A 22,122-nucleotide genomic window follows, 5' to 3' on the forward strand; every position below is an offset into this window, starting at 1 on the left:
TGGCTTTCGGGACTCGGAACGTCTCGAAAGCCACATTCGTGACATCCCCGTCTACAGCACCGCCTCGGCCCAAGCCGCAACCCCGAAGGCTCGGGCGTCGTCGGCCGCGAGCACCTGCAGCCCGGCGGGAAGTCCACTGTGGACCGGCATCGGCAGGCTCAGCGCCGGGAACCCGCTCAGGTTCGCCGGCCGGTTGTTCCGCAGCAACGGTTCCCGCACGGCGGGCTCGTCGTCACCGATGAGCGTGGCTCGCATCGGCACGGTCGGCAGGACCACCGCGTCCACCCAGTCCAGCACCCGCCCGATGTCGGCGACGAGCTCCCGCGCCCGCTCCTGAGCCCGGACGTACCGCCACCCCGGCACCTCCGCCGCCGCCAGCAACCGGTTCCGCACATCCGGCTGGTACCGCTCGTCCAGCAGTTCCGCGTGCACGGCGAAAGCCTCGGGCCCCTGCAGATCCACCGCGGTCCGGTTGATCTCGTCCCAGTCGAATCCGACCTCGACCAACCGAGCTCCCGCCGCCTCGAACGACCGCAGGCACTCGTCGAAAATCGCCGCCACATCCGGAGAAGCAGGCACCGAAGCCACCCCGAGCCGCGGCGGTCCGTTCAACGAAGGCAGCGAAACCCGCCCCAGCACCTCGACCGCGTACCGCGCGTCCGCCACCGAACCGGCGAACACCCCGACGTGGTCCAGCGACCGCGAAAGCGGGAACACCCCGTCCGTCGGCAGCAGATCGCGGCTCGGTTTGGCCCCGACCACCCCGCACAACGCCGCCGGGACCCGCATCGAACCCGCCGTGTCGGTCCCCAGCGCCAACGGCACGATCCCGGCCGCCACCGCCGCCGCGGACCCCGAACTCGAACCTCCGGTGATGCGCGCGGGATCGTGCGGATTGCGGCACGGTCCCACGCGGTTGACCGTGCCCGTGCAGCCGTAGGCGAACTCGTGGCTGTGCGTCAGTCCGACGACCACCCCGCCCGCGGCCCGCACCCGCGCCACCACCTCGGCGTCCGCGGAACCCAGGCGGTCGGCGAAAACCGAGGAGCCGCAGCGGAACGGCAGCCCCGCGACCTCGATGATCTCCTTGACCAGCACCGGAATCCCGGCCAGCGGACCCTCGCGGTGAACGGCTGCCTCGCGGTCCAGGTGCACCACGGCGTTCAGCCCCGCCGCGGCATCCGCCCGCGCCAGCGCGTCTTCGAGCAACTCCGCCGGGTCGGCCTCGCCGGCGCGCACCGCCCGCGCCAGCGCCTCGATCCCCGGCACGGCCTTACTTCTTGCCCTTGCCCTTGTCCGACGAGTCGTCCGTGGACAGTGCGGCGACGAAGGCCTCCTGCGGGACCTCCACCCGGCCGACCGTCTTCATCCGCTTCTTGCCTTCCTTCTGCTTCTCCAGCAGCTTCCGCTTCCGCGAGATGTCACCGCCGTAGCACTTGGCCAGCACGTCCTTGCGGATCGCGCGGATGGTCTCGCGGGCGATGATCCGCGAGCCGATGGCCGCCTGGATCGGCACCTCGAACTGCTGGCGCGGGATCAGCTCGCGCAGCCGCGTGGCCATCCTGTTGCCGTAGGCGTACGCGGCGTCCTTGTGCACGATCGCGGAGAACGCGTCGACCGCCTCGCCCTGCAGCATGATGTCGACCTTGACCAGCTCGGACGCCTGCTCCCCGGCCTCTTCGTAGTCGAGCGAGGCGTACCCGCGGGTGCGTGACTTCAGCGAGTCGAAGAAGTCGAAGATGATCTCCGCCAGCGGCAGGTGGTACCGCAGCTCCACCCGGTCCTCGGACAGGTAGTCCATGCCCAGCAGCTGCCCGCGCTTGCCCTGGCACAGCTCCATGATCGCGCCGATGAACTCCGACGGCGCGATCACCGTGACCTTGCTCAGCGGCTCGTGCACCTCGGCGATCTTCATCCCGGTCGGCCAGTCCGACGGGTTGGTCACCACGACCTCGCTGCCGTCCTCCAGGTAGACCTGGTAGACCACGTTCGGCGCGGTGGAGATCAGGTCGAGGCCGAACTCGCGCTCGAGCCGGTCGCGGGTGATCTCCAGGTGCAGCAGGCCGAGGAAGCCGCAGCGGAAGCCGAAGCCCAGCGCCACCGAGGTCTCCGGCACGTAGGTCAGCGCGGCGTCGTTGAGCTGCAGCTTCTCCAGCGCCTCGCGCAGCACCGGGTAGTCCGAGCCGTCCACCGGGTACAGGCCCGAGTAGACCATCGGCTTCGGCTCGCGGTAGCCCGCCAGCGCCTTCTCGGCGCCCTTGCGCTCCGAGGTCACGGTGTCCCCGACCTTGGACTGGCGGACGTCCTTCACCCCGGTGATCAGGTACCCCACCTCGCCGACGCCGAGCCCGGCGCTGGGCTTGGGCTCCGGCGAGATGATGCCGACCTCGAGCAGTTCGTGGGTGGCGCCGGTGGACATCATCTTGATCCGCTGGCGCGGGGTGATCTTGCCGTCGACCACGCGGATGTAGGTGACCACGCCGCGGTAGGTGTCGTAGACCGAGTCGAAGATCATCGCGCGCGGCGGGGCGTCGGCGTCACCGACGGGCGGCGGCACCTGCCGCACGGCCTCGTCCAGCAGCTCCCGCACGCCCTGCCCGGTCTTCGCCGACACGCGCAGCACGTCGGTCGGCTCGCAGCCGATGATGCGCGCCAGCTCGGCGGCGTACTTGTCCGGCTCGGCGGCGGGCAGGTCGATCTTGTTCAGCACCGGGATGATGTGGAGGTTCTTCTCCAGCGCCAGGTACAGGTTGGCCAGCGTCTGCGCCTCGATCCCCTGCGCGGCGTCGACCAGCAGGATCGCGCCCTCGCAGGCCTCCAGCGCACGCGAGACCTCGTAGGTGAAGTCCACGTGGCCGGGGGTGTCGATCAGGTGCAGGACGTGGTCCTGGCCGTCGAGCTGCCACGGCAGGCGCACGTTCTGCGCCTTGATGGTGATGCCGCGTTCCCGTTCGATGTCCATGCGGTCGAGGTATTGCGCGCGCATCGCCCGCCCCTCGACCACGCCGGTGAGCTGCAGCATCCGGTCGGCCAGGGTGGACTTCCCGTGGTCGATGTGCGCGATGATGCAGAAGTTGCGGATCAACTCCGGCGGGGTGAAGGTGGTGTCGGCGAACGTCACAGTGACTGGTCCTCGGCAAAAGTCGGGATTCGGCTGGTCCATCGTCCCATGGAAGGTCACCGACCGGGTTGACCAGTGCTCATCTCCGGGCGATCCCCGATGCGATCGGCTGCGCTCCGTGTTGCCATCGAAGGTATGAGTACATCGTTGGAACAGGTGCTGGACCGGGCGTTCGGCCATCCGCGCGGAGTGCTCGGGCGCGTCGGCGGCTGGCTGATGGCGACGGGCAACGCCGCGACCGAGCGGCACGTGGTGGGTGTGGCGCGGCTCACCGAAGGCGAAACGGTGCTGGTCATCGGGCCGGGACCGGGGGTCGGCGTGCTCGCCGCGGCGGCCAGGGCCCGGCGGGTGATCGGCGTCGATCCGTCCGCCGAGATGCTGGAACTGTGCGCCGAACGCTGTGAAGGCACGGCCAACGTCGAGTTGCACCTCGGCTCCGCCGCGGAGACCGGGCTCGAGGACGCCTCGGCCGACGTGGTGATCTCGGTGAACAACGTGCAGCTGTGGCCCGACCGCGCGGCCGGCTTCGCCGAGGTGCGCCGCGTGCTCCGGCCCGGCGGCAAGCTCGTGCTCTCCGCCCACGAGAAGTGGCTCCCCGTGGGCAGGCACGAACTCGCCGCCGAGGTGACCGGAGCGGGGTTCACCGACCTGCAGACCTGGGTCTGGGAACCGCCGGGACCGCTCGCCGCCCGCGCCGCGCAACTACGGGCGATCCGGGCGGACTAGCGCTCAGAGGTTCCGGAACCGGAGGGACGAAGCGCGGTCGTTGAAGTCCGGCAGCTCGTCCACGATGGTGTAGTTGAAGCCGAGGTCGGCAGCCGACCAGTACCCCGCGCTGGGGTCGGCGTTGGAGTTGTCGTAGAGCGTGACGTAGTTGCAGTTGTTCCAGCCGAGGAACGACGAAGTCTTGTTCTGCAGCTCCCAGCGGATCCAGTCGACGCGGTAGCCCTCGGCGTCGCAGGGCCCGCTGTCGCCGAAGTACATCTCCTCCTCGCCCTGCTGGAACTCGTGCTCGGAGACGCTCCCGAGCCAGGTGCTGTCCGCGGAGACGGAGAAGACGGCGGCCTCGGCGACCTCCTTGGTGTCACTGCAGTGCCGGGTGACCACGGGGGAGGCCTCCCCCGGCTTTCCCTTGGCCAGCAGGGTGGCGCAGTACTTGCCCTCCTTCTCCGGCACGGGTTCGGCACCGGCGACACCGGTGAACAGCAGGGCCGTGGCCGCTGCGGTCGCGGACAGGACGAAGGTCATCGATCTGCGTCTGAACACGGGGGCTCCTCTCGAAGGTGCCTCCACGTTCCCCCGCGCCAGCGACCCCGGCCATGCGTTTCACCCTGGCGTTAAGGCCCGAGGGTCTTGGCCGTGTCGCCGAAGCGCTGGGCGAGCCAGCCCAGTGAGTGGCGTTCGTCACGCGCCGAAGGTGACTCAGTCCTTCGAATGGTCCCGGACGTCGGTGCGCAGCGGGTGCCCCTCCGGCACCTCGACCAGCACGATCCTGGTGCCGTCGGGGTCGGCGATCCAGGCTTCGTCCAGGCCCCACGGCTCGCGCCTGGCCTCGCGCACCGGCTCCACGCCCTTGGCCGCCAGCTCGGCCAGCGTCGCGGGCAGGTCGCGGACCTGCAGCCAGAAGGCGATGTCCGGGGTCGGCCCGGTCTCGCCGCGGCCGACGAGTTCCAAGAATCCGCCACCGAGGAAGAAGATGGTGCCGACCGGGATCTCCCGGTAGATCGCCAGGCCGAGGGTGTCGCGGTAGAAGGCGGTGGAGACTTCGAGGTCCTTCGGCATCAGCAGGACGCGGCTGCTCAGAACTTCCATGCCTTTCTGCCTACCTGCGGGCTCACGCCACCGCAATGGCGGCGATGCCGGCGAGCACGACACAAGAACCGAACACGCGCCGCGCGGGGTCGGCTTCGCCCAGTACCAGCCACCCGGCCAGCCCGCCGAGCACGATGCTCAGCTCACGCGCCGGTGCGACCAGGCTCACGGGCGCCAGCCGCATGGCGAACAGCACGAGCAGGTAGGCCACCGGTGAGCACACCCCGACGAGCAGCACCTCGCGCCGGTGCTCCCGCCACAACCGGCCGGTGGCGGCGCCGCGCAGGGCGTACGGCGCGAGCAGCGCGCTCTGCAGCACGGCGCCGAGGCTGAAGTAGACCAGCGGCGGCACGGCCAGATCGGTCACCGAATGCGCGTCCCACAGGGTGTACGCGGCGATCGCGGCACCGGTGAGCAGGCCGTAGAAGATGCCAGCGCGGCGCTGCTTCGGGTCACCGCCCCCACCTCCACTGCCGATCACCAGCACCCCGGCCACCACGAGGAACGCCCCGAGCAGGCCGACCCAGCCCGGTCGTTCGCCGAGCACCAGGACCGCGGCCAGCACCGACAGCAACGGCCCGCTGCCCCTGGCCAGCGGGTACACCACGGACAGGTCACCGGCCGCGTAGCCGCGCTGCAGCACGATCCCGTACGCGACGTGCAGCACGGCGGTACCGGCGGCGGCCAGCAGCCAGGTCCACTGGGGACGTGCGTCGGTGAGCAGCAGCGAGACCGCCGCGATCGGCGCGAAGAGGACCGCGGTCACCGTGTAGTAGAGGAAGACGAACCGCGCGCCGCCGTCGGCGACCCGCTTCGCGGCGAGGTTCCACCCGGCGTGCACGACGGCCGCACCGAGCACGAGGAGCAGGGCCGTCACGTTCACCGGCGGTCAACCTACCTCCCGGCCGCGAGCCCGCTGATCAGGGGTGTTAGGCTTTTCGCTCGTTGCCGCGTGGCATTCCGCCATGGAGGAAACCCGCGAGTGCGGGGCCACTTTGTTCGACGCGGCAGCGACCCACCAGAGGAACCAAGGGAGCGCCGGTATGGCCAACATCAAGTCGCAGATGAAGCGCATCAAGACCAACGAGAAGGCGCGTCAGCGCAACCAGGCGATCCGGTCCTCGGTGAAGACCGCGATCCGCAAGTTCCGCGAGGCGGCGGACTCCGGTGACAAGGCCAAGGCCGCCGAGGCCCAGCGCGAGGCCGCTCGCAAGCTGGACAAGGCCGCCACCAAGGGCGTGGTGCACGCCAACCAGGCCGCCAACAAGAAGTCGGCGATGGCCCGGCGCGTCAACGCGCTCTGACGCTCGCTTTTTTCGAAAGGAGCCCCCGGTGATCGAACCGGGGGCTTTTTCGTGTGTTCCGGGCGCCGATAGGGCAGGCTGTGCGGCGTGAGCGCCTATGACTACGACCTGATCGTGCTCGGCTCGGGCCCCGGCGGGCAGAAGGCGGCGATCGCCGCGGCCAAGCTCGGCAAGCGCGTCGCGGTGATCGACCGCCACGACATGGTCGGCGGGGTGTGCGTCAACACCGGCACGATCCCGTCGAAAACGCTGCGTGAGGCCGTGCACTACCTGACGGGGATGAGCCAGCGCGAGCTGTACGGCGCCAGCTACCGGGTGAAGCAGGACATCACCATCACCGACCTGATGGCACGCACGCAGCACGTGATCGGGCGCGAGGTGGAGGTGGTCCGCGCGCAGCTGCTGCGCAACGGGGTGCACCTGATCACCGGCCTCGGCCGGTTCACCGACCCGCACACCGTCGCGATCGAAGGCGGCCCGCGAGGCGAGCGGACCGCGCTGACCGGCGAGTACGTCGTGGTCGCCACCGGCACGCGGCCGGCGCGCCCGCCGGAGGTCGACTTCGACGAGGCCCGCGTGCTCGACTCCGACGAGATCCTGAGCATGGACCGCATCCCGACCTCGCTGGTCGTGGTGGGCGCCGGGGTGATCGGCATCGAGTACGCGTCGATGTTCGCCGCGCTGGGCTGCCGGGTGACCGTGGTCGAGCAGCGTGAGCGGATGCTGGAGTTCTGCGACCCGGAGATCGTCGAGTCGCTGAAGTTCCACCTGCGGGACCTGGCGGTGACCTTCCGGTTCGGCGAGAAGGTGGTGGACGTGGCGGTCGGCGAGCACGCCACGGTCACGTCGCTGGCCAGCGGCAAGCGCATCCCGGCCGAAGCGGTGATGTACTCGGCGGGACGGCAGGGCATGACCGACGAACTCGGCCTGGAGCACGCGGGCCTGACCGCCGACAAACGCGGACGGCTGGCCGTCGACGCCCAGTACCGCACCGAGGTCCCGCACATCTACGCCGTCGGTGACGTGATCGGCTTCCCGGCGCTGGCCTCGACCTCGATGGACCAGGGCAGGCTGGCCGCCTACCACGCCTTCGGCGAACCGGCGAACGAGCTGGCCGCCCTGCAGCCGATCGGCATCTACACCATCCCGGAGATCTCGTACTGCGGCGCGACCGAGGCCGAACTGACCTCTTCGTCCATCCCCTACGAAACCGGGACCGCACGGTACCGCGAACTCGCCCGAGGCCAGATCGCCGGCGACTCGTACGGGATGCTCAAGCTGCTGGTGTCCACAGAGGACCGCAAGCTCCTCGGCGTGCACGTCTTCGGCACCGGGGCCACCGACCTGGTGCACATCGGCCAAGCCGTCATGGGCTGCGGCGGCACCGTCGACTACCTGGTGGACACCGTCTTCAACTACCCCACCCTGTCGGAGGCCTACAAGGTCGCCGCCCTGGACGCCACCAACAAAATCCGCGCCCTAGCCCGCTTCACCCCCTAACCCCACACCCACGCACCCGAGTCCCACACTCACGCACCCGAACCCCACGTTCAGGCAGCCGAACCCCACATCCACGACCGCGAGTTCCACACTCAGGCAGCCGAATCCCACGCTCGGGCAGCTGAACCCCACACCAGCGACCACATACCTCACACTCGGTCAGCCGAAGCCCGCGCCCGCCAGCCCGAGTCCGCCTTCAGGCAGCCGAACTCCACATTCGCGACCGCGAGTTCCACATTCAGGCAGCCGAGTTCCACACTCCCGCAGCCGAAGTCCACACTCGAGCCACCGAGTCCCCACTCAAAAGCGAGCCCACGCCCCAGTCCCGCCCTCAGGAACCAGCGTGACCGCCCCAACGGCACCCGCCCTCAGCGACCATCCTTAGCCGCCGCGATCTGCAGCACCGCCCGCTCCAGCGCGTAGTCCGGATCCGCCGCCGCGCCCTTCACCTCGGCGTTCAGCTTCGCCACGATCCGCATCGCGTCGGCCAGTCCGTCCGCGCCCCAGCCCCGCACCTGCCCCTGCGCCTTCCGGATCTTCCACGGCGGCATCCCCAGCTCCCCCGCCATCGAGTTCGGGTTCCCCCGCCCCGCACCCGCCACTCGCGCGATCGTGCGCACCGCGTCCGCCAGCGCGTCCGCGACCAGCACGTGCGGCACCCCGATCTGCATCGCCCAGCGCACCGACTCCAGCGCCGCGGCCCGGTCCCCCGAGACCGCCTTCTCCGCCACCGCGAACCCGGTCACATCGGCCCGGCCGCGGTGATAACGCCGCACGGCCTGCTCGTCGACCTTGCCGCCCGAGTCGGCCACCAGCTGCGTCGCGGCCGACGACAACTCCCGCAGGTCTGACCCCACCGAGTCGAGCAGCGCCATCACGCCGGCCGCGTCGATCTTGCCGCCCGCCTGCCGGACCTCGTTGCGCACGAACGCTTCCCGCTCGGCGGGCTTGGTGACCTTCGGGCATTCGACCACCTGCGCCCCGGCCTTGCGCAGCGCCGCGGGCAGCGCCTTGCCCGCCTTCGTCCGGCCACCGCCGGTGTGCACGATCACCAGCACGACGCCGTCGGCGGGATCCTTGACGTAGGACAGGATCGCGTCACCGATCTCCTGTGACGCGTCCTGCGCGCCGTCGATCGCGATCACGCGGCCCTCGCTGAACAGCGACGGACTGACCAATTCGGCGAGCATCGGAGCTGTGAGTTCGGACACCTTCAGCCGGGTCAGATCCGCTGTCGGGTCGGCACTGCGGGCGGACTCGAGGGCGGCTCGAATCGCCCGTTCGATGAGCAGTTCTTCCTCACCGAGCACGAGGTGCAGAGCGGCTGCGTCGGTCACGGGCACGATCCTGCCACGCCCGGCGGCCACTAGCCCGGCACGGTGAGGTGGTCGCGAGGTCGTGGCGGGATGCCGTACGGTGTTGACGAGGCACCGCGCCGAGCGCGGGCCGACAACTGAATACCGCTCATCCAGAGGGGCAGAGGGATACGGCCCGATGAAGCCCCGGCAACCGGCGTCAGCCTGTCATCTCGATTCCGCGAGGTAGCTGACGATCACGGTGCCAATTCCGGCCCACACACCCGTGGGGCAGATGAGGAAGGACCTCGCGATGACTGCCACCCTCCGCACGACCAAGCGCACCCTGGACCTCGGCCCGGCCGTCGAACTGGTGTCGAAGGAAGAGGGCCACCGCCAGCCGCTGGCGCCCGAGTTCGTCTCCGCCGAGGACTTTTCCCCGCTCGAGGTCGCCTACGACTTCGGCCGCGTGCGCCGCGAGGACATCGAAAAGGGCCCGCGCAACATCTGGCGCTACAAGAGCCTGCTTCCGGTGCCGTCGAACGTCGAGGAGATCCCGAACACCGAGCCCGGCTGTACCCGGCTGGTGCGTGCCGACCGGCTCGCGAAAGCCTTGGGGCTCAAGCGAGTCTGGGTCAAGGACGACACCGGCAACCCCACCCACTCGTTCAAGGACCGCGTGGTCGCGGTGGCCCTGGCCGCCGCCCGCGAGTTCGGCTTCGAGGTGCTCGCCTGCCCGTCCACCGGCAACCTGGCGAACGCGGTGGCCGCCGCGGCGGCTCGCGCCGGCTGGGAGTCGGTGGTGCTGGTCCCGAAGACGCTGGAGCGCGCCAAGATCCTGACCACCGCGGTCTACGACGGTGCGTTGATCGCCGTCGACGGCAACTACGACGACGTCAACCGCCTGGCCACGCAACTGGCCGCGGAGAACGAGAACTGGGCGTTCGTCAACGTCAACGTGCGGCCGTACTACTCCGAGGGCTCGAAGACGCTGGCGTTCGAGGTGGCCGAGCAGCTGGGCTGGCGACGGCCGCAGCAGATCGTCGTGCCGATCGCCTCCGGTTCGCAGTTGACCAAGGTGGACAAGGGTTTCCGCGAGCTGGGTGAGCTCGGGCTCGTCGAGCAGTCGCCGTACAAGATCTTCGGCGCGCAGGCCACCGGCTGCTCGCCGGTGTCGGCCGCGTTCCGCGCCGGGCACGACGTGGTGCAGCCGGTCAAGCCGGACACCATCGCCCGCTCGCTGGCCATCGGCAACCCGGCGGACGGCCCGTACGTGCTGGACGTGGTCAACCGCACCGGCGGCTCGATCGAGGACGTCAGCGACGAAGAGGTCGTCGAGGGCATCCGGCTGCTGGCGCGCACCGAGGGCATCTTCACCGAGACCGCCGGCGGCGTGACCGTGGCGACCGCGAAGAAGCTCGTCGAAGCCGGAAAGCTGAACCCCGACGAGGAAACCGTCCTCCTGATCACCGGCGACGGCCTCAAGACGCTCGACGCGATCGAGGGCAAGGTCGGCCCGCGCGCCACCGTCCCCGCCAACGCCGACGCCGTCCGCGCCGCCCTGGCGAAGTAAGCCGTACCGGCCACGAATGTGGCTTTCGGGGCGGATTCGTCCCCGAAAGCCACATTCGTGTCCGCTCCATGACGAGCCCACTCCGGCCGCGGCAGCCCACTCCCAACTCGGCAGCCATGCCCCCTCGGGGGGCCCTACGGCGCGGCCGAGCATCCCCAAGCCAAATCTGGCGTCAAACCGGCATCCGGGCTATCTGCACGCCCATCCGAGCCCATCACCCACCCTTTTCAATCGACCACAGTCGCACTCATTTCGTCCTCGGCGGAACCCTTCCCGTCTTCAAATCAGGGAACCCCATCTCCGCTCCGAAAGCCACATTCGTGTCCCACGACACCTGACTTGTCCACACCCACCCACTTGTCCACAGCCCCTCCCCCATCCCCTGTCCTCCCCCTCCCATTCCTCCTAACGTCGCTTGTGTGTTCGAGCGACTTCACCCCCTCACCCGCCCCGGAGCCCCATCCTCCGAGGAGCACAAACCCGACCTCACCGAATTGGCGGCCCGGGTCGAGCGCGATCGCACGCGCAGGCTGGTCACCCGCTGGCTGCCCAAAGTCCGCGGTAGCCCAGTAAAACGACGCGCCACGATCGCGTTCGCCGTCGCCGGTGTGCTCACGGTCGTCATCACCACGGTCCTGCTGCTCGGCGGCGGACCCGAGCCGGAGCGCGCCCCGCCGCTGCCGGTCGCTCGCGCCGCGCCGGTGTCCAGCGCACCGCCGAGCGCAACCAGTGAGCTGGTGGTGAGCGTGATCGGCAAGGTCGTCAAGCCTGGCCTGGTCACGCTGCCCGCCGGTGCCCGTGTCGCGGACGCGGTTCGTGCCGCCGGCGGCATCCTGCCCGATACCGATCTCGCCACCGTGAACTTGGCCCGCCGCCTCACCGATGGCGAGCAACTCGATGTGGGCGCTCCCCCACAGGCCCCAGGTCCGGCGCCGACTTCCCCCGGCGCCGGGCCGACGGTCAAGGTGGACCTCAACACCGCGAGCCTGACCCAGCTCGACGATCTGCCGGGCGTCGGTGAAGTGACCGCGAAGCGCATCCTCGACTGGCGCAACCAGCACGGACGCTTCACCGCGGTCGAGCAACTCCGTGAAATAGAAGGGATCGGCGAAACCCGGTTCACGCGCTTGCGTGACCAGGTGACCGTGCAATGACCGTCGCCGCCGACCTGGCGGTGAACCCGGCGCCGACCGCGCACGACCTGCGATTGGTGCCGGCGGCGCTCACCGTCTGGCTCGGCACGCTCGGCGGCCTGCTGATCGGCTGGTGGGTGGCGGTCGCGGTCGGCACTGGAGTCGCGGCCGCGGCTGCCGTCGCCTTTGTGGTGATCCGTCGCCGAGCTGTCGGCGGTGAGCGAACACGCGCGCTTTTGTTGGCATTACTCGGTTTCGGCGCGGTGCTCGCAGTCGTGGTGACGCCGCGGCTGCACAACGCGCAAGAGGATCCGATTCGCCCGTCGGCGGATCGGGGGGTGCATGCGGTGCTCCGGGTGACGGTCACCGAACGACCAAGGCCGATCCGCTCGGCCGGATACGCAGGAAGGGCAGGTGGTACGAGTGCGGTGGTGATCCCGGCGGACGTCGCCGAGGCGACGGTCGAGGGCCGGATGGTGCGCTCGAACGGCCGGGTGGTCTTGATCGCCGCGTTGGACGGCTGGTCCAGTCTGTTGCCAGGGCAGCAGGTGACCGCCTCGGGTTCCCTGGACCCGGGGCGACCGGCCGAGCTGACGGTGGCGGCCCTCCAGGTACGAGGGTCACCGCAGGCAACCACCGAGGCACCGTGGTGGCAGCAAGCGGCGGCGTCGATGCGAGCCGGGCTGCGCAAAGCGTCTGGTGTGCTCGACGAGGAGCCCGCCGGGTTGCTGCCAGGGCTGGCCGTCGGCGACACCGCCGGCATGTCCAGACGGGTCGAAGACGAGTTCCGCGACGCGGGCCTGTCCCACCTGACCGCCGTCAGTGGCACCAACGTGACCATCGTCTGTGGCGCGGTGCTGTTGCTGCTCCGCCTGCTGCGGCTCGGGCCGGTGGTGTCGGCGACGGGCGCGGGCCTGGCCCTCGCCGGGTACATGATCATCACCGGACCGGAGCCGAGTGTGCTGCGAGCCGGGGTGATGGGTGCCGTCGGGCTGCTGGCGTTGGCCTTGGGGCGGCGTGGCACCGCGCTTCCGGCGCTGGCGGCGGCCGTCGCTGGTCTGGTGCTGTACGACCCGGCGATGGCGGCGAGCTTCGGTTTCGCGTTGTCCGTGGTGGCCACCGCGGGACTGGTGCTGCTGGCACCGCGCTGGGCCACGGCGCTCGCCCGGCGGGGCATGCCGTCCGGGCTCGCGGAGTGGCTGGCGGTGCCGGTGGCGGCCTTCGCGGTGACCGCGCCGATCGTCGCGGGCATGGCGGGTGAGCTGAGCCTGGTGGCGGTGGTCGCGAACCTGCTGGCGGCGCCGGTGGTCGCTCCGGCGACCATTTTCGGGGTGCTGGCGACGGTGCTCGCCCCGGTGTGGCACGGCGGGGCGGAGTTCCTGGTGCGGCTGGCCGGGCCGGAGGCGAGCTGGCTGATCTTGGTCGCCCGGGAGGCGTCGGCGGTACCCGGGGCCGTGCTGGGCTGGCCGTCGGGCTGGTGGGGCGGTCTGCTGGCCGCGCTGGTGGCCGGCGTGCTCGTGGTGGCCGGGCGATTCGCCAGGGTGCGGCTGGTGATCGCGGCCGGACTGGTGGTCGTCCTGCTGGTGACGGTGCCGGTACGGGTGATCGCGCCGCCGTGGCCTCCGCCGGGCTGGGCGGTGGTGGCCTGCGACGTCGGCCAGGGTGACGCCATCGTGCTGGCCACAGCCGAGCCAGGACGAGCCGTCGTGGTGGACACCGGTCCCGAGCCGGGCCCGGTGGACCGCTGTCTCGACCGGCTCGGGGTGGATCGGGTGCCGTTGCTGGTGCTGAGCCACCTGCACGCGGACCACGTGGGCGGCCTGGAGTCGGTGTTCGAAAACAGGACCGTCGGCGCGGTCGCGGTGGGCGCCGGGCGGGCACCGCGATGGGCCTGGGACAAGGTGGCGGAGGTGACCGGGACGCACGGGGTGCCGTTGGTGGAATTGCCGCTCGGGCAACGACTCGACTGGCCGGGGCTGAGCCTCGACGTGATCGGGCCGCGCTACGTGACCACCCGCGCCGCCGCGGAGAAGGACGGCACGTTGATCAACAACAGTTCGCTGGTGCTCCGAGGCCACACCAGCGCGGGACGAGTACTGCTCACCGGCGACGTGGAACTGGCCGCACAGGCGGACCTGCTGGCAGCGAAGGAGGACCTCCGAGCCGACATCCTGAAAGTGCCGCACCACGGCTCGCGGTACTCGCTGCCGGACTTCCTGGCCGCCGTCGGCCCGCGGATCGCCGTGGTCAGCGTCGGCGGCGGGAACTCCTACGGCCACCCACATCAATCCACAATGGACAACCTCAGCAAAGGCGGTGCCCTCCTGACCCGTACCGACGACGACGGCGACACGGCCATCTTCCCGCTCGACGACACCCCCGCCATCCTCCGCCGGGGCCGCTGACCCACAGGAGCCAAAAGCGTAGGTGATAGTTGACATGTAGGCAGCGGCCTACATAAGCTCCCCGGCATGTCCGACGAAGTGTTCCTGGCGCTGGCCAGTCCGGCCCGGCGGCGGCTGCTGGAGTTGCTGGCCGACGGGCCACGGACGGCCGGCGATCTGGCGGCGCAGTTCGAGATGAGCCGTCCGTCCGTGGCCGAGCACCTGAAGATCCTTCGCCAGGCGGCGCTCGTCCGCGACGAGCCGGTGGGGCGTCAGCGCTTCTACCACCTGGAACCGGCGCCGCTGGCGCGGGTCGGCGACTGGCTGCACCCGTTCGAGCGGTTCTGGCGCGAACGTTTGCGCACCATGGCAGACCTACTGGAGAACGAGGAAGAGGACCGATGACCTACGCCCGTACCGGCACCATCGTCGTCGATCAGTTCATGAACGCGCCGCCCGCGAAGGTGTGGCGGGCGCTGACCGATCCCGACCTGCACGCGAAGTGGTGGGCGCCCGGGAACATCGCGGAGCACGTGGGGCACGAGTTCCACCTTCAGATGCCCGGGTACGGCGACGTGCCCTGCACCGTGGTGGAGTCCCAGCCGCACGAACGGTTCGTCTACACCTTCAACGACACCTGGACCCTGACCTGGCAACTGGTCCCGGAAGGACACGGCACCCGGCTCCTGCTCGAGCACTCCGGCTTCGACCTCGACGACAAGCGGCAGCGCGAAGCCTGCGAGCGCATGGGGCCCGGGTGGCGCGACGGCGTCCTGCCCCGGCTCGCGGAGCTGGTTCCCGCGATCGACTGAGCCGGAACCGCCGTGGACGTGGCCCCCGGCGGCTACCGGAGAGGCCACGTCCACGGTTGGGCCACCGGGCGGTGCAAGAGCCTTCTCATACCTAGTTCGCCCGTTCGGCGGCCAGTTGTCAAGGGCGCCATTCCCGGCGGTACCCCGGGTGGTCCTGGTACGGCAGGGCCAGCAACCGCAACGTCCGGCACCAGTTCTTGCCCGGCTCACCACCGGGAACGTGGCACACCTCGCACCAATAATCACTGCCGTAGAGGGGGAATCCGGCCACCCGGTCGGTCACCCCGGTTTCATGCGTTTCGATGATCAGGCGGGTCGCTTCCACCTCGCGGATCATGCGGTTGATCGAGTCGAGTTCGAGCGTGCCGAGGCCGCGGATGCGCATTTCGGTCTGGGTGGCGAGGTCGGCGTGGTCGAGCTGGTCGCCGGTCTTGCCCTTCTGCACCGTCCGCATGATCAAGTTCTGGCGTTCGTTCACCCTCGTTATCAGGAACGCCACCAGATCGGTCACCGGGAACGTCCTTTCTGCATCGCCCCCGCGCGATCCCCTGAGCCAGGTCCCCGAACGGACCCACCGCGCCTACTTCCTCGTCGGAAGTATCTCACCGAGCGTTACGAACCGGACATAACAAGCCGGTCACTGCCGAAAAAAGATCACCGTCGGTGAAACGTGAGACACGCTCAGGGGCGCTGGATCACCACGCCGAGCACGCCGGGGCCGGTGTGGGCGCCGATCACCGCGCCGAGTTCCGACACCAGGCAGCCCGAGGACCGCGGCAGCTGCTCCTCCAGGCGGTTCGCCAGTTCGACCGCCCGCTCCGGCGAAGCCAGGTGGTGCACGGCGAGCTCCACCGGGTCGTCACCGGCGGCGCGCACCGCCAGGTCGACCATGCGCGCCATGGCGCGGTTCATCGTGCGCACCTTCTCCAGCGGCAGGATGCGTCCCTCACACATGTGCAGCACCGGCTTCACCGCCAGCGCGGTGCCCAGCAACGCCGCCGCCGAGCCGATGCGGCCGCCGCGGCGAAGGTGTTCGAGGGTTTCCACTACGAACAGCGTCTCCGAGCGGCGGGCGGCTTCGACGGCGGCCTTCTCCACCTCGGCAGGCGACGCGCCCGAGGCAGCGGCCGACGAGGCGTGCAGCGCGGCGAAGCCGAGTCCCATCGCGGTGGTGCGCGAGTCGACGATGCGCACCTTGTCCGGGCCGACCTCCTGCGCGGCCAGCACCGCGGCCTCCCAGGTGCCCGACAGCTCACGCGACAGGTGCACCGAGACCACCGCCTCGGCGCCGTCGGCCAGCGCCTCGCGGAACTGGGCGGCGAACTCGTTCGGCGTGGGCCTGGAAGTGGTGACGATGCGCCGCTGCCCCAGCGCCTCGGCGAGGGCGGCGGGCCCCACGTCCGTGCCGTCCAGTGCGGACACCCCGTCGATCAGCACGTGCAGGGGCACCACCCGGATGGCATGCCGGTCGGCAAAACCCTCCGGCAGATGGGCGGTCGAATCCGTCACTACGGCTACCGGCACGGCACCAGCCTACGGGCCCGCGGGTGGTTCCCCGGTGAGCAGCAACCCGCTGACGAGTTTTGCCATTTCGGCACCCACGGAGGCGTGTCCCTCCCAGCCCCAGTGCATGCCGTCCGGGTTGCCGTGCCCGCCGAGCACGTGCTCTCCGACCACCTCGGCGAGGTCGAGCATCGGCACCTCCCGCCGCTGCGCCCACTCGGTCATCGCGGCGGCGGCAGCCGGGCGAGCGGCGTGCACCCGGCCGTACGACTCGGCGCGATGCACTGACGGCAGCATTCCCACGATCGGCAGCGAAGGCCGCAGGGCACGCAGCGCTTCGACCGACATGTCCAGGTACCGCACGGTCAACGCGGCGGGCAGCACCGCGGGCCTGCCGCGGAAGGCGACCGCGAGACGCGGCTGGGCGGCGAGGTAGGCCTGCCGGGCGACGCGGCGCAGGCGGTCCGGGCGCAGGTACCGCAGCCCGGTGCGGAGGTAGGTGGGCAGCGGCGACGGCAGGGTGTCCATGCTGCCGATCGCGAGGATCACCACGTCGGCGTGGTGCAGGTCCGCCCAGACGCGCGGGTCGCCGGTCAGCGACCACCACAGGTCGCGGGCGTTCCAGCCGAAGCCGGCGACCAGGTCGGCGGTGCCGCCGAGCGCGTCGGCGGCGCGGTTCGGCCAGAGCCGGGGTTCGTCGGCCGCGTACTCGTGGTCGGGGCCGTGGAAGCTCAGCGAGTCCCCGAACACCAGCAGCCGCGGGCTCACCCCGTGATGCCGGCGTTGTACACGTGCAGCCGCCACATGTCGTTGCGGCGCCCCAGTTCCACCCAGTGGCAGTTGCCGATACCGCCGAGCGTGGGCCACACCTCGACCGGCAGCCCGAGCAGCCGGGCGGTCAGCGCGATGATCAGGCCGCCGTGCGCGGCCAGCAGCACGGTGGGCCCGGTGCCGGCGGCCACCAGGTCCGCGACCACCTCGTAGGCGCGGTCGGCCACGTCCACGCGCGACTCGCCGCCGGGCGGGGCCCAGGTGGCGTCGGTGCGCCACAGGTCGCGCTCACCGGGGTACGCGGCGTCCACCTCGGCGCCGGTCAGCCCCTGCCACTCCCCCAGGTGGGTTTCGCGCAGGCGCTTGTCGATGCGCAGCGGCACGCCGATGGCCTCGGTGAGCACGGTGGCGGTGTCGGTGGCGCGGTGGAGGTCGGAGGCGATCACCAGGTCCGGGGAGAACCGGGCGAGCGCGGGCGCGGCGAACCGCGCCTGGTTCCAGCCCACCTGGGTCAGCGCGGAGTCGAGGTGCCCCTGCATGCGGCCGGCGGCGTTGTAGTCGGTTTCACCGTGCCGCCACAGCACCAGCCGCTGGGTCACGGGCGCTCCTCGGCCGGTTCCCCTTCGGCGCCGCCCACGGTCAGGCCGTCGACCTCGATGCGCGGGCAGTCCTTCCACAGCCGTTCGAGGCCGTAGAAGGAGCGTTCCTCGTCGTGCTGGACGTGCACCACGACGTCGACGAAGTCGAGGAGCACCCAGCGGCCTTCCCTGGCGCCTTCGCGGCGGACCGGCTTGTGCCCGGCTTCGCGCAGCTTCTCTTCGACGTTGTCGACGATGGCGCCGACCTGGCGTTCGTTGGGGGCCGAGGCGATCACGAAGGCGTCGGTGATGACGAGCTGGTCGGAAACGTCCAGCACGACCACGTTCGAGGCCTTCTTGTCCGCCGCCGCGTGTGCGGCGGCGACGGCCAGTTCCCTGGCTTCGGACGTGGCGGTCAACAGGGCTCCTTCGGGTAAACGGATGCGCCCGATGAGGGTACCCGGATCAATCACGGCACCAGGCGAGCACCCGGGATGCCCGACCGGTTATGGCGTAGGCCACCGCGCGAACGGGGTGCCGGGATCACTCCGGCGCGTCGCGGTAGAGCCCTCGTTTGTCGATGTAGCGGACCACGCCGTCGGGCACCAGGTACCAGACCGGTTCCCCGCGTTCGACGCGTTCGCGGCAGCCGGTGGACGAGATCGCCATCGCGGTCACCTCGACCAGGCTCACCTTGCCGCTGGGCAGGTGGTGGTCGTTGAGGTGGTAGCCGGGGCGGGTGACGCCGATGAAGTGGGCCAGGTCGAACAGCTCCTCGGCGTTGCGCCAGGTGAGGATCTGCTCGAGCGCGTCGGCGCCGGTGATGAAGTGCAGTTCGTCGTGGGGGTAGTGGGCGCGCAGGTCGCGCAGGGTGTCCACGGTGTAGGTCTGCCCGCCGCGGTCGATGTCCACCCGGCTGACCGAGAACACCGGGTTCGACGCGGTGGCGATCACCGTCATCAGGTACCGGTCCTCGGCCTGGGTGACCACCCGGTCGGACTTCTGCCACGGCTGCCCCGTCGGCACGAAGATGACCTCGTCGAGCCCGAAGCGCGACTGCACCTCGCTGGCCGCGACGAGGTGCCCGTGGTGGACGGGATCGAAGGTTCCGCCCATGACCCCGATTCGACGCCGTTCTGGCATGAACAGGCAGGGTACGTGGCCTGTGCCGCGGACGCGGTGCGCGGGTCCGCCCGCACCGGGGCGCCCGCGCACCGCGCTGCGACGGCCTGGGGGAACCGCCGCGTACCGGCGTCTCCCGGGAACGGAGGCGGTACACCCAGGACAGAGGTGCGCGGCCGGGTGACATGACGGCCGGGGCACCGATCGAGTAGTGACCTGCGTCACATGCACTGCCCGCGAACCTGTCGGTGCCATGGGGTAGAGGTGGTGGCGTGAACGCCGAAACCCTGCGCCCGCGCGCCGACGAACTGCTCCGCGCCCTTGCCGGAGAGCACGCCGTCCTGCGCGAAGACCAGTGGACCGCCATCGAGGCGCTGGTCGCGCAGCGGCGGCGCGCGCTCGTCGTGCAGCGCACCGGCTGGGGCAAGTCGGCGGTGTACTTCCTGGCCACGGCGTTGCTGCGCGAGCAGGGCGCCGGCCCGACGGTGATCATCTCGCCGCTGCTGGCGTTGATGCGCAACCAGATCACCGCGGCGAACCGCGCAGGCATCCACGCGGCCACGATGAATTCGGCCAACCAGCAGGACTGGGACGAGGTGCAGGCCGACATCGCGGCCGGGCGCACCGACGTGCTCCTGGTCAGCCCCGAACGGCTGAACAACCCGGACTTCCGCGACACCGTGCTGCCGAAGCTGACCGCCACCGCCGGGCTGCTGGTGGTCGACGAGGCGCACTGCATCTCCGACTGGGGCCACGACTTCCGCCCCGACTACCGCCGCCTGCGCACCCTGCTCGGCGAGCTGCCCGAGGGCGTGCCGGTGCTGGCGACCACGGCCACGGCGAACAACCGGGTGGTCACCGACGTGGCTGAGCAGCTCGGCGTCGGTTCCGGGGATGCCCTGGTGCTGCGCGGCCCGCTCGACCGCGAAAGCCTGCACCTGTCGGTGGTCCGGCTGCCGACCGCCGAAGCCCGGCTCGCCTGGCTGGCCGAACGCCTCGGCGAACTGCCCGGCTCCGGCATCATCTACACGCTCACCGTCGCCGGCGCCCACGACGTGGCGCGGCTGCTCAACGAGCACGGCTACCCAGTCACCGCTTACACCGGCAAGACCGATCCGGCCGAGCGCCAGGCCGCCGAGGACGACCTGCTCGGCAACCGCGTCAAGGCACTGGTCGCCACCTCCGCGCTGGGCATGGGTTTCGACAAGCCGGACCTCGGCTTCGTGGTGCACGTCGGCGCGCCCTCCTCGCCGATCGCGTACTACCAGCAGGTCGGCCGCGCGGGCCGTGGCGTGCACCGCGCCGAGGTCGTGCTGCTGCCCGGACACGAGGACGTGCAGATCTGGCGCTACTTCGGCTCGCTGGCCTTCCCCGGCAGGCGCGTGGTCGACGAGCTGCTCGACGCGCTGGCGATGGCCGACCGTCCACTGTCGACAGCCGCGCTGGAGCCCAAGGTGGAGCTTTCGCGCACTCGCCTGGAAATGGTGCTCAAGGTGCTCGACGTGGACGGCGCGGTGCGCCGGGTGCGCGGTGGCTGGGAAAGCACCGGGCAGCCGTGGGAGTACGAAGCCGAGCGCTACGAGCGGGTTCACGAAGCACGCAACGCCGAACAGCAGGCGATGCTCGACTACCAGAACACCGCCGGCTGCCGGATGGAGTTCCTGCTCGCCCAGCTCGACGATCCGCACGCCGCGCCGTGCGGCCGCTGCGACAACTGCACCGGCAAGCACCTCTCCGCCGAGGTGTCGGAGTCCGTTGTGGACAAGACCGCGCGGGACCTCCGGCGGCCAGGGGTGGAGCTGACCTCGCGCAAGCAGTGGCCGACCGGGATGGCCGGGCTGGGCATCAAGGTCTCCGGCAAGATCGCGGCCGGCGAGCAGACCGAGCCCGGCCGCGCGCTCGGCAGGCTGACCGACATCGGCTGGGGCAATCGTTTGCGCGAGCTGGTCGGCGACTCGGCCGCGGACGGCGAGGTGCCCGAGGCGGTGTTCCAGGCCTGCGTGCAGGTGCTCGCCGCCTGGGACTGGGCCGAGCGCCCGGTCGCGGTGGTCTCGTTGCCTTCGAGCAGCCGTCCGATCCTGGTGCGCGATTTCGCCCAGCGCATCGCGCGGATCGGCAGGCTCGACTACCTCGGTTCGCTCGCCGCCGCGAGTGAACGGCCGCGCCGGGCGAACAGCGCGCAGCGCGTGGCCGACCTGTGGAACCGGCTTTCGCTGCCGCCGGAACTGGCGGAGGCGGTGGCCGGGCTGTCCGGGCCGGTGCTGTTGATCGACGACGTGACCGACACCGGCTGGACGATGGCCATCGCCGCCCGGCTGCTGCGTCAGGCGGGGGCGCCCGCCGTGCTGCCGTTCGCCCTCGCCGCGACCTCTTAGCCGCCCAGGAAGTCGTCGATCAGCGGAGCCATTTCGGGCAGTTTCTCCTCCAGGGCGAAGTGCCCGGTGTCGAACAGGTGCATTCGCGCGTCCGGTAGGTCACGCAGGTACGCCTTCGCGGCGTCCGCACCGAAGAACGGGTCGTTCACGCCCCACAGGATCAGCGTCCGCGGCTGGTGCCGCCGCAGATACTCGTGCCACTCGGGGTAACGCTCCACATTGGACTTGTAGTCGAGCGCCAGCTCGATCTGGATCTCCTCGCGTCCCGGCAGATCCAGGAAGTACTGGTCGAGGATCCAGCCGTCCGGCGCGACGACCGAAACGTCGCCGGTGCCGCCTTCGTACTGGCCACGAGTGGCTTCCAGCGTGAGCACCTCGCGGATGGCGCTGACGTCCTCGCGCCGGCTCGCGATGAAGCCGCGCGCCAGCTCGGTGAGCCCTTCCTCGTAGGCGTTGCTGTTCTGCACCACCAGATCGGTGATCCACCCGGGATGCCGCACGGCCATGCGGAAACCGACCGGCCCGCCGTAGTCGAAGACGTACATCGCGAACCGGTCCAGCCCGAGCGCCACGCAGAAGCCTTCGACGATCTCGGACAGCCGGTCGAAGGTGTAGGTGAACCCGGCGGGCACCTCCGTGTGCCCGAATCCGGGGAGGTCCGGCGCGATCAGCCGGTACCGCGTGCCGAGCACCTCCATCAGCCGCCGGTACTGGTGCGACGCCGACGGGAAGCCGTGCAGCAGGAGGACCACGGGCGCGTCCGGCGGCCCCGCCTCCCGGTGGAACACCCGCACCCCGGCCACCTCGGTGAACCCGTGCCGCACCTGGACGATCGTCAT

22 protein-coding genes and 1 riboswitch are annotated in these 22,122 nt (G+C 70.5%); of the genes, 9 read left to right on the forward strand and 13 right to left on the reverse strand.

The window, feature by feature from the left end:
- Positions 1 to 51: 51 nt before the first annotated feature.
- Both L3Q67_RS00235 and lepA read right to left on the reverse strand, forming a co-directional pair.
- Entirely contained in the window at positions 52 to 1,269 is a 1,218-nt protein-coding gene (locus L3Q67_RS00235) for an amidase (protein ID WP_499187566.1), read from the reverse strand.
- Positions 1,270 to 1,273: 4 nt separating this feature from the next.
- Positions 1,274 to 3,163, reverse strand: coding sequence for a translation elongation factor 4 (lepA, locus tag L3Q67_RS00240; RefSeq protein ID WP_499187567.1), 1,890 nt, complete (start codon positions 3,161 to 3,163; stop codon positions 1,274 to 1,276).
- A 93-nt stretch (positions 3,164 to 3,256) separates the two neighbouring features.
- Here lepA and L3Q67_RS00245 point away from each other — a divergent pair, with 93 nt between their 5' ends.
- Complete coding sequence (locus L3Q67_RS00245; protein ID WP_499187568.1) at positions 3,257 to 3,847, forward strand: class I SAM-dependent methyltransferase; 591 nt, start codon at positions 3,257 to 3,259, stop codon at positions 3,845 to 3,847.
- Positions 3,848 to 3,850: 3 nt separating this feature from the next.
- Here L3Q67_RS00245 and L3Q67_RS00250 read toward each other — a convergent pair whose 3' ends face one another.
- From L3Q67_RS00250 to L3Q67_RS00260, 3 genes are all read right to left on the reverse strand, one after another.
- Positions 3,851 to 4,387: a hypothetical protein gene (locus tag L3Q67_RS00250; RefSeq protein ID WP_499187569.1), complete on the reverse strand. Its 537-nt coding sequence runs from the start codon at positions 4,385 to 4,387 to the stop codon at positions 3,851 to 3,853.
- Between the two features lie 156 nt (positions 4,388 to 4,543).
- Entirely contained in the window at positions 4,544 to 4,933 is a 390-nt protein-coding gene (locus tag L3Q67_RS00255; protein ID WP_499187570.1) for a VOC family protein, read from the reverse strand.
- 22 nt (positions 4,934 to 4,955) lie between these two features.
- Positions 4,956 to 5,816, reverse strand: a complete 861-nt coding sequence (locus tag L3Q67_RS00260; RefSeq protein ID WP_499187571.1) for an EamA family transporter — start codon at positions 5,814 to 5,816, stop codon at positions 4,956 to 4,958.
- A 160-nt stretch (positions 5,817 to 5,976) separates the two neighbouring features.
- Here L3Q67_RS00260 and rpsT point away from each other — a divergent pair, with 160 nt between their 5' ends.
- Together rpsT and sthA are read left to right on the forward strand one after the other, a co-directional pair.
- Positions 5,977 to 6,237 carry a 30S ribosomal protein S20 gene (rpsT, locus tag L3Q67_RS00265; protein ID WP_499187572.1) on the forward strand — a complete coding sequence of 87 codons (261 nt, stop codon included), beginning with the start codon at positions 5,977 to 5,979 and terminating at the stop codon, positions 6,235 to 6,237.
- An 87-nt stretch (positions 6,238 to 6,324) separates the two neighbouring features.
- Positions 6,325 to 7,737, forward strand: coding sequence for a Si-specific NAD(P)(+) transhydrogenase (sthA, locus tag L3Q67_RS00270; RefSeq protein WP_499187573.1), 1,413 nt, complete (start codon positions 6,325 to 6,327; stop codon positions 7,735 to 7,737).
- 368 nt (positions 7,738 to 8,105) lie between these two features.
- Here sthA and holA read toward each other — a convergent pair whose 3' ends face one another.
- Complete coding sequence (gene holA / locus L3Q67_RS00275; RefSeq protein WP_499187574.1) at positions 8,106 to 9,080, reverse strand: DNA polymerase III subunit delta; 975 nt, start codon at positions 9,078 to 9,080, stop codon at positions 8,106 to 8,108.
- A 118-nt stretch (positions 9,081 to 9,198) separates the two neighbouring features.
- Positions 9,199 to 9,334: riboswitch (SAM riboswitch) on the forward strand.
- Between the two features lie 11 nt (positions 9,335 to 9,345).
- Between holA and thrC the strand changes: the two genes are divergently transcribed.
- The 5 genes from thrC to L3Q67_RS00300 all read left to right on the forward strand — a co-directional run bounded on the left by thrC (position 9,346) and on the right by L3Q67_RS00300 (position 14,934).
- A complete protein-coding gene (gene thrC / locus L3Q67_RS00280) occupies positions 9,346 to 10,605 on the forward strand; it encodes a threonine synthase (protein ID WP_499187575.1) in 1,260 nt (419 codons plus the stop codon).
- Between the two features lie 419 nt (positions 10,606 to 11,024).
- Entirely contained in the window at positions 11,025 to 11,759 is a 735-nt protein-coding gene (locus L3Q67_RS00285; RefSeq protein ID WP_499187576.1) for a ComEA family DNA-binding protein, read from the forward strand.
- Positions 11,756 to 14,143 carry a ComEC/Rec2 family competence protein gene (locus L3Q67_RS00290; protein WP_499187577.1) on the forward strand — a complete coding sequence of 796 codons (2,388 nt, stop codon included), beginning with the start codon at positions 11,756 to 11,758 and terminating at the stop codon, positions 14,141 to 14,143. Before L3Q67_RS00285 ends, L3Q67_RS00290 begins: the two co-directional genes overlap by 4 nt.
- A gap of 66 nt (positions 14,144 to 14,209) precedes the next feature.
- On the forward strand, positions 14,210 to 14,527 hold the full coding sequence (locus L3Q67_RS00295; protein WP_499187578.1) for a metalloregulator ArsR/SmtB family transcription factor: 318 nt from the start codon (positions 14,210 to 14,212) through the stop codon (positions 14,525 to 14,527).
- Positions 14,524 to 14,934: an SRPBCC family protein gene (locus L3Q67_RS00300; protein ID WP_499187579.1), complete on the forward strand. Its 411-nt coding sequence runs from the start codon at positions 14,524 to 14,526 to the stop codon at positions 14,932 to 14,934. The genes L3Q67_RS00295 and L3Q67_RS00300 overlap by 4 nt, the downstream gene beginning before the upstream one ends.
- A 118-nt stretch (positions 14,935 to 15,052) precedes the next feature.
- On the opposite strand, the gene L3Q67_RS00305 is transcribed toward L3Q67_RS00300, so the two are convergent.
- The 6 genes from L3Q67_RS00305 to nadD all read right to left on the reverse strand — a co-directional run bounded on the left by L3Q67_RS00305 (position 15,053) and on the right by nadD (position 18,902).
- Positions 15,053 to 15,445: a DUF6221 family protein gene (locus L3Q67_RS00305; RefSeq protein WP_499187580.1), complete on the reverse strand. Its 393-nt coding sequence runs from the start codon at positions 15,443 to 15,445 to the stop codon at positions 15,053 to 15,055.
- Positions 15,446 to 15,615: 170 nt separating this feature from the next.
- Positions 15,616 to 16,458: a DegV family protein gene (locus L3Q67_RS00310; RefSeq protein ID WP_499187581.1), complete on the reverse strand. Its 843-nt coding sequence runs from the start codon at positions 16,456 to 16,458 to the stop codon at positions 15,616 to 15,618.
- 9 nt (positions 16,459 to 16,467) lie between these two features.
- Positions 16,468 to 17,205 (reverse strand): SGNH/GDSL hydrolase family protein, encoded by a 738-nt coding sequence (gene octT / locus L3Q67_RS00315; RefSeq protein ID WP_499187582.1) that lies wholly within the window; start codon positions 17,203 to 17,205, stop codon positions 16,468 to 16,470.
- Entirely contained in the window at positions 17,202 to 17,807 is a 606-nt protein-coding gene (locus L3Q67_RS00320; protein ID WP_499187583.1) for a histidine phosphatase family protein, read from the reverse strand. Before L3Q67_RS00320 ends, octT begins: the two co-directional genes overlap by 4 nt.
- Positions 17,804 to 18,205: an RsfS/YbeB/iojap family protein gene (rsfS, locus tag L3Q67_RS00325; RefSeq protein WP_499187584.1), complete on the reverse strand. Its 402-nt coding sequence runs from the start codon at positions 18,203 to 18,205 to the stop codon at positions 17,804 to 17,806. The genes L3Q67_RS00320 and rsfS overlap by 4 nt, the downstream gene beginning before the upstream one ends.
- Before the next feature lie 124 nt (positions 18,206 to 18,329).
- Positions 18,330 to 18,902 carry a nicotinate-nicotinamide nucleotide adenylyltransferase gene (gene nadD, locus L3Q67_RS00330; RefSeq protein WP_499187585.1) on the reverse strand — a complete coding sequence of 191 codons (573 nt, stop codon included), beginning with the start codon at positions 18,900 to 18,902 and terminating at the stop codon, positions 18,330 to 18,332.
- Positions 18,903 to 19,180: 278 nt separating this feature from the next.
- Here nadD and L3Q67_RS00335 point away from each other — a divergent pair, with 278 nt between their 5' ends.
- Positions 19,181 to 21,283: a RecQ family ATP-dependent DNA helicase gene (locus L3Q67_RS00335; protein ID WP_499187586.1), complete on the forward strand. Its 2,103-nt coding sequence runs from the start codon at positions 19,181 to 19,183 to the stop codon at positions 21,281 to 21,283.
- On the opposite strand, the gene L3Q67_RS00340 is transcribed toward L3Q67_RS00335, so the two are convergent.
- Positions 21,280 to 22,122, reverse strand: coding sequence for an alpha/beta fold hydrolase (locus L3Q67_RS00340; protein ID WP_499187587.1), 843 nt, complete (start codon positions 22,120 to 22,122; stop codon positions 21,280 to 21,282). The two genes, L3Q67_RS00335 and L3Q67_RS00340, sit on opposite strands and share 4 nt — an antisense overlap.

It is taken from the genome of Saccharothrix sp. AJ9571, assembly GCF_021725495.1.
Classification (GTDB): Bacteria; Actinomycetota; Actinomycetes; order Mycobacteriales; family Pseudonocardiaceae; genus Amycolatopsis; species Amycolatopsis magusensis.

Coding starts and splice junctions, on each gene's coding strand:
- lepA (WP_499187567.1), bottom strand. CDS start 3,163: ATGGACCAGCCGAATCCCGACTTTTGCCGAGGACCAGTCACTGTGACG.
- L3Q67_RS00245 (WP_499187568.1), top strand. CDS start 3,257: ATGAGTACATCGTTGGAACAGGTGCTGGACCGGGCGTTCGGCCATCCG.
- L3Q67_RS00255 (WP_499187570.1), bottom strand. CDS start 4,933: ATGGAAGTTCTGAGCAGCCGCGTCCTGCTGATGCCGAAGGACCTCGAA.
- rpsT (WP_499187572.1), top strand. CDS start 5,977: ATGGCCAACATCAAGTCGCAGATGAAGCGCATCAAGACCAACGAGAAG.
- thrC (WP_499187575.1), top strand. CDS start 9,346: ATGACTGCCACCCTCCGCACGACCAAGCGCACCCTGGACCTCGGCCCG.
- L3Q67_RS00290 (WP_499187577.1), top strand. CDS start 11,756: ATGACCGTCGCCGCCGACCTGGCGGTGAACCCGGCGCCGACCGCGCAC.
- L3Q67_RS00295 (WP_499187578.1), top strand. CDS start 14,210: ATGTCCGACGAAGTGTTCCTGGCGCTGGCCAGTCCGGCCCGGCGGCGG.
- L3Q67_RS00300 (WP_499187579.1), top strand. CDS start 14,524: ATGACCTACGCCCGTACCGGCACCATCGTCGTCGATCAGTTCATGAAC.
- nadD (WP_499187585.1), bottom strand. CDS start 18,902: ATGGGCGGAACCTTCGATCCCGTCCACCACGGGCACCTCGTCGCGGCC.
- L3Q67_RS00340 (WP_499187587.1), bottom strand. CDS start 22,122: ATGACGATCGTCCAGGTGCGGCACGGGTTCACCGAGGTGGCCGGGGTG.